At 74.2% G+C, this 8352-nt stretch carries 7 protein-coding genes; 5 read left to right on the top strand and 2 right to left on the bottom strand.

All coding sequences use genetic code 11. The features are described 5' to 3' along the window. Positions 1-1033: SAM-dependent methyltransferase (locus BFF77_RS04175; RefSeq protein WP_066943887.1), on the bottom strand; the 1033-nt coding region annotated here is incomplete at its 3' end. A gap of 96 nt (positions 1034-1129) precedes the next feature. Here BFF77_RS04175 and BFF77_RS04180 point away from each other — a divergent pair. Continuing rightward, the gene (locus BFF77_RS04180; protein ID WP_066943889.1) at positions 1130-2329 is read left to right on the top strand and encodes a sensor histidine kinase; all 1200 of its coding nucleotides are present in this window, start codon (positions 1130-1132) and stop codon (positions 2327-2329) included. A gap of 178 nt (positions 2330-2507) precedes the next feature. Continuing rightward, positions 2508-3188, top strand: a complete 681-nt coding sequence (locus BFF77_RS04185) for a response regulator transcription factor (RefSeq protein WP_066943891.1) — start codon at positions 2508-2510, stop codon at positions 3186-3188. Positions 3189-3569: 381 nt separating this feature from the next. Here the strand turns inward: BFF77_RS04185 and BFF77_RS04190 are convergent, their stop codons facing one another. Further along, a complete protein-coding gene (locus BFF77_RS04190) occupies positions 3570-4763 on the bottom strand; it encodes a threonine aldolase family protein (protein WP_066943893.1) in 1194 nt (397 codons plus the stop codon). A gap of 80 nt (positions 4764-4843) precedes the next feature. On the opposite strand from BFF77_RS04190, the gene BFF77_RS04195 reads away from it, so the two are divergent. From BFF77_RS04195 to BFF77_RS04205, 3 genes are all read left to right on the top strand, one after another. Beyond that, positions 4844-5842 carry a Rossmann-like and DUF2520 domain-containing protein gene (locus BFF77_RS04195; RefSeq protein ID WP_425424335.1) on the top strand — a complete coding sequence of 333 codons (999 nt, stop codon included), beginning with the start codon at positions 4844-4846 and terminating at the stop codon, positions 5840-5842. Then, a complete protein-coding gene (gene panC, locus BFF77_RS04200; protein ID WP_066943897.1) occupies positions 5839-6864 on the top strand; it encodes a pantoate--beta-alanine ligase in 1026 nt (341 codons plus the stop codon). The genes BFF77_RS04195 and panC overlap by 4 nt, the downstream gene beginning before the upstream one ends. After that, a partial coding sequence (locus BFF77_RS04205; protein WP_066943899.1) for an L-aspartate oxidase occupies positions 6861-8352 on the top strand: 1492 nt, incomplete at its 3' end. The genes panC and BFF77_RS04205, both read left to right, overlap by 4 nt.

Genomic DNA, 8352 nt, shown 5'->3' on the forward strand with positions numbered 1-8352 from the left:
GTGGCGGGGGCTCGGCGGCGCCGAGCACGGGCGGTTCGATGCCGACGGGCTGCACCAGCCAGCCGAAGTCCCCGAGCCCGCCGCGCGCCGTCAGCTCCGCCGCCTCGCCGGCCGCCGCCAGCGCCCGTACGTACGCGGCCGGATCGGTGCCGGCCAGGGCCAGCGGCGGCCGGGCGCCGTTCACACCGAGTCCGCGCAGCGCCTCGCGCTGGCCGAGCAGCACGGCGCCGGGCAGCGCGCAGGCGTCCAGCGCCACATGGGCGGTGAGATCGCAGCTCCCGTCCGGTACGGGAGGCACCTCGCGGCCCGCGCGGAAGCCGGTCAGCGTACCGAACGGCGGCCGGGCCTCCCGTACATGCGCGTAGTCCACGGCGACCGCGAGCCCTCGCTCCAGCGTGGCGACGGCCGCCGCCCACGCCTCGTCGCGCGGCCGGCCGATCTCGGCCCGGCTGCCCGGCCCGGCCGACGGCCACCAGCGGGCCAGCCACTCCGCGTCGGGACCGGCGACCGGCCCGCCCGGCTCCTCGGTGCCGTCCGGCCGTACCAGGACATACCGTACGGTCCCGTCGGCACCGGTCTCCGCGATGTCGACGGGGACGTTGTCCAGCCACTCGTTCGCGAAGACCAGCCCGCTGATCCCGGCCGGCGGGGCGTCGCACCACTCGATCCGCGGGTCCAGGCCCACCGGACGCGGCGCGCGCTCCACCGCGTACGGCCGTACCGCGAGCCCGGGGGGAAGCGCCGCCAGGATTCCGGTCAGCAGCTCACCGCGGCCCGCGCCGATGTCGACGAGCGCCACCTCGTCCGCCGTACCGAGCCGCTCGGCGGTCGCCGTGAGCAGCCGGGCGACGGCGGCGGCGAAGAGCGGGGAGGCGTGCACCGAGGTGCGGAAGTGCCCGGCCGGTCCCTCGGGCCGCAGATAGAAGCCGTCCGGACCGTACAGCGCGTCCTCGGCGGCCGGGCGCCATCGCCGCGGCCCGGGGCCGCGCCGAAGGGCGCCGGCCTCCCGCGACTTACACGTCTCATCCGTCACGGAGCCAAGTCTCCACCTTGGGGAGTACGCTTCCGCCGACCGGATCGACCCTCCGGTTGACCCGTCCGCCGTTTCCGCTTACCTACGCTGGGTTACGTGCAGCGCTTCTACGACTTTCTCCGCAGACACCCGACGGGCGTCGACAGCTTCTGGGCTGTCATGCTCTTCGGGTTCTCTCTGTTGTGGGTGGTCCAGCAGGTCGTGGGTGTCGGGCCGCGCCTGGTCGCCATCGTGACGGTCGCGCTGCTGAGCCTGGCGGTGGCGCTGCGCCGCCGCGCACCCGAGAAGACGCTGCTGTTCGTACTGGGCCTGGGGATCGCCCAGGTCGTGCTGGACGTGGCGGTCAATCCGGCCGACTTCGCGATGCTGGTGGCCATCTACACCGTCTCGGCCCAGGGCGGCCCGCGCTGGGCCTCCCAGCTCGCGCTGACCGGCGGGCTGCTCGCCGCGCCGATCTCGCAGGTGCGCTGGCCCGAGGACGGTTCGAGCACCGCGGGCCGGGTCGTCGTGGCCGTCGTCATGGGCGTGCCCTTCGCCCTGGCCTGGGTGCTGGGCGACTCCGCCCGTACCCGCCGCGCCTACTTCGACCAGCTGGAGGAGCGCGCCACCCGGCTGGAGAAGGAGCGCGAGGCGCAGGCGAAGGTGGCGGTGGCCGCCGAGCGTGCCCGTATCGCCCGTGAGCTGCACGATGTCGTCGCGCACAATGTCTCGGTGATGGTGGTGCAGGCGGACGGCGCGGCCTATGTGCTGGACGCGGCCCCCGACCAGGCCAAGGAGGCCCTGGAGACCATTTCGAGCACCGGCCGGCAGGCGCTGGCCGAGATGCGCAGACTGCTCGGCGTGCTGCGGACCGGTGACACCAAGGAGGGCGGCGAGTACGTGCCGCAGCCCGATGTCGGACAGATAGAGGATCTGGTCGAGAAGGTGCGCGGCGCGGGACTCAGCGTGGACTTCAAGATCGAGGGCACTCCACGGCCGCTGCCCAGCGGGGTGGAGCTGACGGCGTACCGCATCGTGCAGGAGGCCCTCACCAACAGCCGCAAGCACGGCGGACCCGATGTCGGCGCCAGTGTGCGGCTCGTCTACTTCGACGACGGCCTCGGGCTGCTCGTCGAGGACGACGGCCGGGGCGCCGCGCACGAGCTGTACGTGGACGGCGGGGCCGACGGCCGCGGTCATGGGCTGATCGGGATGCGGGAGCGGGTCGGGATGGTGGGCGGCACGCTCGACGCCGGTCCCCGGCCGGGCGGCGGCTTCCGGATCAGCGCGCTGCTCCCGCTGAAGCCCGCGCACTAGCGGCGCGCACCAGCCGCCGGCGGCGGCGCTTCCGGCGTCCGCCTTCCGCTTCCACCGGCCCTTCCTTCCGCTCCTACCGCCTCTTTCCTCTCTTCCCTCCGTTCCCACTTCCTTCCGCTCCCACCGGCCTTCTCTCCGTTCCCACCGGCCCTTCCCCTATCGGACAAGGAACCCGCAGATGCCCATCCGCGTGATGCTCGTCGACGACCAGGTGCTGCTGCGCACCGGTTTCCGTATGGTGCTGGCCGCGCAGCCGGACATGGAGGTCGTCGCGGAGGCCGGGGACGGGGCGGAGGCGATCGAGAAGCTCCGTGCCACCACCGTGGACGTCGTCCTGATGGACGTCCGGATGCCCCGGCTGGACGGTGTCGAGGCGACCCGGCGCATCTGCGCGGAACCGGGCGCGCCGAAGGTGCTCATCCTGACCACGTTCGACCTGGACGAGTACGCCTTCTCCGGGCTCAAGGCCGGGGCCAGCGGCTTCATGCTCAAGGATGTGCCGCCCGGCGAGCTCCTGAGCGCGATCCGCTCGGTGCACAGCGGCGACGCGGTGGTGGCCCCGTCCACGACACGGCGGCTGCTCGACCGCTTCTCGCCGATGCTGCCGACCAGCACCAAGCCGCAGCACAAGGAGCTGGACCGGCTCACCGGGCGTGAGCGCGAGGTGATGCTGCTGGTGGCGCAGGGGCTGTCGAACGGGGAGATCGCGGGGCGGCTGGTGCTCTCGGAGGCGACCGTGAAGACGCATGTCGGCCGGATCCTGACGAAGCTGGGACTGCGGGACCGGGTGCAGGTGGTGGTGCTGGCGTACGAAACGGGCCTGGTCCGAGCGGGGTCGCCTCCTGGCGGGGGCGGCTGACGGCTGCGCGCCTGGGCGGTCCGGTGCGCCGGGCGGCGCCGTTCGCGCCTGCGGCGGTGTGCCCGCGGTGCGGTGCGCGGTGCGGTGCGCCTGGCGGTGCGGTGCGCCTGCGGCACGGGTGCGGTGTGTGGGTGGTGCGGGTGCCGGGGCACTCCGGAGGTGCGTGTCCGGACGGCATGCTGTGCTTTCCCGGGGACACCCCGGACCCCGTACGCCGCGTGCGGGCCAGCTTTTCGGTGCGGGTCGGTGTGCGGCACACATCACGCTTCGGTGTCCGGACACGCACCTCCTGCGACCCCGACCCCCTCCCGCCGGAGCCCGGCTGCGGCTGGTGCCGGCTGGCATGTCCAGCCCGTCCGGCGGTTGAGGACCGGACGGGGTCTAGGCGGGGGGCAGGCGGGTCAGGAAGTCCGTTGCCGCCGTGCGGATGTCGTCCGGGGTCCAGGTCAGGCCCGGTTCCGTCACCGTCACCTCCGTGTAGGAGACGCCCGGTGGGCCCGACGGGGGTGCCGACCAGACGCGGAAGAGCGACGTCTTCGTCTCCTCCGCCTGACGCACCGCCGCTTCGTTCAGCGCGTCCGGCGCGTACGGCAGCCAGACCTGGAACTGGTGCGTGTGCGGCGGCTCCGGGTGGACGCGGAACCAGGGCACCGCCGACGCCGCGAAGCCCTCCGCCAGCGCCGTGGCCACCACACGCGCGTGGGCGACGTACGACGGCAGCCGCGGCAGCTCGCGCTCCAGGCCGAGCAGGGCCGACAGCGCCGCCGGGAACTGCTGGAAGAGCTGGCCCCCGTAGCGGTGGCGCCAGAGCCGGGCCTCCTCCACCAGCTCCCGGGGACCGGCCAGCGCCGCGCCGGACAGCCCGTCCAGGGACTTGTAGAAGGACACGTACACGCTGTCCGCGAGACCCGCGATCTCTGCCAGGGAGCGCCCGAAGTGCGGCTCGCACTCCCACAGGCGCGCGCCGTCGAAGTGCACCACTGCGTCCCGCTCGCGCGCCGCGTTCACGACCGCGACCAGCTCGTCCCAGGTCGGCAGGACGAAACCCGCGTCCCGCAGGGGCAGCTCCAGCATCAGCGTGCCGAACGGATCGGCCGACTCCTGGACCTCCTCGGCGGTCGGCAGCCGCGGCTCGGTCGTCGGGTGGACCGTACGGAGTCCGCTCACGGCCGACAGCGCGCCGCCCTCGTGGACCTCCGGGTGCGCGAGGGGATGCAGTGCCACGGTCGCGTTGCCCGTACGTCCCGCCCAGCACCGGAGCGCCACCTGCTGCGCCATCGTGCCCGTGGGGAAGAACGCGGCGGCCGGGAAGCCGAGCAGCGAGGCCACCCGCCGCTCCACCTCGGCGACCACCCCGTTCCCGTACAGATCCGTCCAGTCGTCAAGATCGTGGACCGATCCCGCGTCCGCCGCCAGGGCGGCGAGCCGGTCCCCCAGCGGCTGGTTCATCCCGGGACGCGTCAGCACGCGCTCGGACGCCCGCCACGCGGCCATCCTGCGCCGGCGTGCGGCGTCCGCCGTCGTCCCCCCGTCGTCGGTCCCCGCCTGTTCGGCCTGCTCGTTCGTCTGTTCCATGACCCGCATCATGGCCCAAGCGCCGCCCTGTGCCCACAGCCTGTGGACAGCCAAGTGGCGGGGCGGAACGCTGGCGTAGCATGGCGAGAAATCGTCCGGTACCCCCCGCGGACTGGAACGGAAGGCCCCGCCGCGTGAATCCAGCAGCACAGGAACCCCTCGATCCCCGGGACCGTCCCGCCCGGCTCACCGTCGGCGTCGTGGGAGCGGGCCGTGTCGGGCCGGCGCTCGCCGCGTCGCTCCGGCTCGCCGGGCACCGGCCGGTCGCAGTCTCCGGCGTCTCCGACGCGTCCGTACGGCGAGCGGCGGCCCTGCTGCCCGATGTGCCGCTGGTCACGCCCGCCGAGGTCCTCGCCCGCGCCGAGCTGGTGCTGCTGACCGTTCCCGACGACGCGCTGCCGCGTCTGGTGGAGGGGCTCGCGGAGACCGGTGCCGTACGGCCGGGGCAGCTGCTCGTCCACACCTCGGGGCGGTACGGCTCCAGGGTGCTGGACCCGGCCCTGCGTGCCGGTGCCCTGCCGCTCGCCCTGCATCCGGTCATGACCTTCACCGGCTCCTCGGTGGACGTCCAGCGGCTCGCGGGCTGCTCGTTCGGCGTCACCGCGCCCGAGGAGCTGCGCCTTGCCGCGGAGGCCCTGGTCATCGAGATGGGCGGCGAGCCCGAGTGGATCGCCGAGGAGTCGCGTCCGCTCTACCACGCAGCGCTGGCGCTGGGAGCGAACCACCTGGTCACGCTGGTGGCGCAGTCGATGGAGCTGCTTCGTACGGCAGGCGTCGCCGCTCCGGACCGGATGCTGGGCCCGCTGCTGGGCGCCGCTCTGGACAACGCCCTGCGCTCCGGCGACTCCGCCCTGACCGGCCCGGTCGCCCGCGGTGACGCGGGCACGGTCGCCGCGCATGTCGCCGAGCTGCGCCGGCACGCACCGGGCGCCGTCGCCGGATATCTCGCGATGGCCCGTACGACCGCGGACCGCGCGCTGACACACGGACTGCTCAAGGCGGAGCTGGCGGAAGACCTCCTGGATGTCCTCGCCGACGGGGACAGCCTCGGCGACACCCGCGGCGGAGGCGCCCGATGAGCCTCGCACTCGTAACCACCCGCGCCGAGCTGGACCGGCTGCTCGGTCAGCACACGGGCGGCGGCCCCACCGCCGTCGCGATGACCATGGGCGCGCTGCACGAAGGGCACGCGAGCCTGATACGGGCGGCCCGCGCCCATGCCGGGGCCACGGGCCTGGTCGTCGTCACCGTTTTCGTCAACCCGCTCCAGTTCGGCGCGGGTGAGGACCTCGAACGGTATCCGCGCACGCTCCAGGCCGATCTGAGGATCGCCGAGGCGGCCGGCGCCGACGCCGTGTTCGCGCCGTCCGCCGACGAGGTCTATCCCGGCGGCGCCCCTCAGGTCACCGTCGCCGCGGGCCCCATGGGCGAGCGGCTCGAAGGCGCCTCGCGCCCCGGCCACTTCGACGGGATGCTCACCGTCGTGGCCAAGCTGCTGCACCTCACCCGGCCGGACGCCGCCTTCTTCGGCCGCAAGGACGCCCAGCAGCTCGCTCTGATCGGCCGGATGGCCCGCGACCTGAACTTCCCGGTGGAGATCATCGGCGTACCGACCGTCCGCGAGGAGGACGGTCTCGCGCTCTCCAGCCGTAACCGCTATCTCTCGGTGCCCGAGCGCCGCACCGCCCTCGCCCTCTCCCGGGCCCTCTTCGCCGCCCATGACCGCCTCGGCGCGCTGTACGCGCTGCGCGCCCGTGCCGAGTACGCGCCCGCGCCGGGTGCCCGCGCCGCCGCGCTGTCCGCGCTCGGCGAGGCCCGGCTCGCGGCCGACGCCCATGCCGTGGCCGTCGCCGGGACCGCCGCCGCGCGGGCCCGCCCGTACGGCGCGGACGCCGTGCGGGCCGCGGCCCGCGCCGTGCTGGACGAGGCGGCGCGCGCCACACCGCCGCTCACCCTGGACTATCTGGCCCTGGTCGATCCCGCCGACTTCACGGAGGTCCCCGACGACCACACCGGCGAGGCCGTCCTCGCCGTCGCCGCGCGCGTCGGCACCACACGGCTGATCGACAACATCCCCCTGACCTTCGGAGCCCCCAAGTGACCGGAACCGGAATACGGCTGACCGCCCCCGCCCCGGGCTGGGCCATCGATGCCGACGTCGTCGTGGTCGGCTCCGGGGTCGCCGGTCTCACCACGGCCCTGCGCTGCACGGGCGCCGGGCTCCGTACGGTCGTCGTCACCAAGGCCCGCCTGGACGACGGCTCCACGCGCTGGGCCCAGGGCGGTATCGCGGCGGCGCTCGGCGAGGGGGACACCCCCGAGCAGCACCTGGCGGACACCCTGGTCGCGGGCGCCGGGCTCTGCGACGAGGAAGCGGTCCGCACGCTCGTCACCGAGGGCCCCGCGGCCGTACGGAGACTGATCGGCACCGGCGCGCACTTCGACACGTACGCCACCGGTGAGCTCCAGCTCACCCGCGAGGGCGGCCACCACCGCCGCCGTATCGCCCACGCCGGAGGCGACGCGACCGGCGCCGAGGTCTCCCGCGCCCTGGTCGAGGCGGTACGGACCGCCGCGCTCCGCACCGTCGAGAACGCGCTGGTGCTCGATCTGCTGACCGACGAGCACGGCCGTACGTCGGGTGTCACCCTGCATGTCATGGGCGAGGGCCAGCACGACGGCGTCGGCGCGGTCCACGCTCCCGCGGTGGTCCTGGCCACCGGCGGTATGGGCCAGGTCTTCTCCGCGACGACCAACCCCGCCGTCTCCACCGGCGACGGAGTGGCGCTGGCGCTGCGCGCGGGCGCGGAGGTCTCGGACCTGGAGTTCGTGCAGTTCCATCCCACGGTGCTCTTCCTCGGCCCCGGCGCGGAGGGGCAGCAGCCGCTGGTCTCCGAGGCGGTACGGGGAGAGGGCGCCCATCTCGTCGACGCCGACGGCATACGGTTCATGCTCGACCAGCACGAACTGGCCGAGCTGGCGCCCCGCGACATCGTCGCCAAGGCGATCACGCGCCGGATGCGCGAGCAGGGCGCCACGCACATGTATCTGGACGCCAGGCACTTCGGCGCCGAGATGTGGGAGAGCCGCTTCCCCACGATCCTGGCGGCCTGCCGTTCCCATGGCATGGACCCGGTCACGGAGCTGATACCGGTGGCGCCCGCCGCGCACTACGCGTCCGGCGGGGTCCGTACGGATCTGCGCGGGCGGACCACGGTGCCGGGGCTGTACGCGTGCGGTGAGGTCGCCTGCACGGGAGTCCACGGCGCGAACCGGCTGGCGTCCAACTCCCTCCTGGAAGGAATGGTGTTCGCGGAGCGGATCGCGGCGGACATCGCGGCCGGGCCACGGCGGGCCGCGCCGGTGGAGCCCGCCACGGCGCCGGACGGCGTCCCCGCCACCAGCCTTCTGCCGCTGATCGCGCCCGAGGCGCGGGCAGAAATCCAGCGGATCATGTCCGAGGGCGCGGGTGTGCTCAGATCGGCACGGAGCCTCCGGTCGGCCGCCGAGGCCCTGGAGGCCATCTTCCGGCGCGCCCACCACCACGACGCGGTCCAGCCTCAGGACGCGGTCCAGCCTCAGGACGCGG

It is taken from the genome of Streptomyces lushanensis, from assembly GCF_001700515.1.
GTDB lineage: Bacteria > Actinomycetota > Actinomycetes > Streptomycetales > Streptomycetaceae > Streptomyces > Streptomyces lushanensis.

What these genes read in the sequence shown, in the direction of transcription:
- BFF77_RS04190 (WP_066943893.1), bottom strand. Translation starts at nt 4,763, where the DNA reads ATGGAACAGACGAACGAGCAGGCCGAACAGGCGGGGACCGACGACGGG.
- BFF77_RS04185 (WP_066943891.1), top strand. Translation starts at nt 2,508, where the DNA reads ATGCCCATCCGCGTGATGCTCGTCGACGACCAGGTGCTGCTGCGCACC.
- panC (WP_066943897.1), top strand. Translation starts at nt 5,839, where the DNA reads ATGAGCCTCGCACTCGTAACCACCCGCGCCGAGCTGGACCGGCTGCTC.
- BFF77_RS04195 (WP_425424335.1), top strand. Translation starts at nt 4,844, where the DNA reads ATGGCGAGAAATCGTCCGGTACCCCCCGCGGACTGGAACGGAAGGCCC.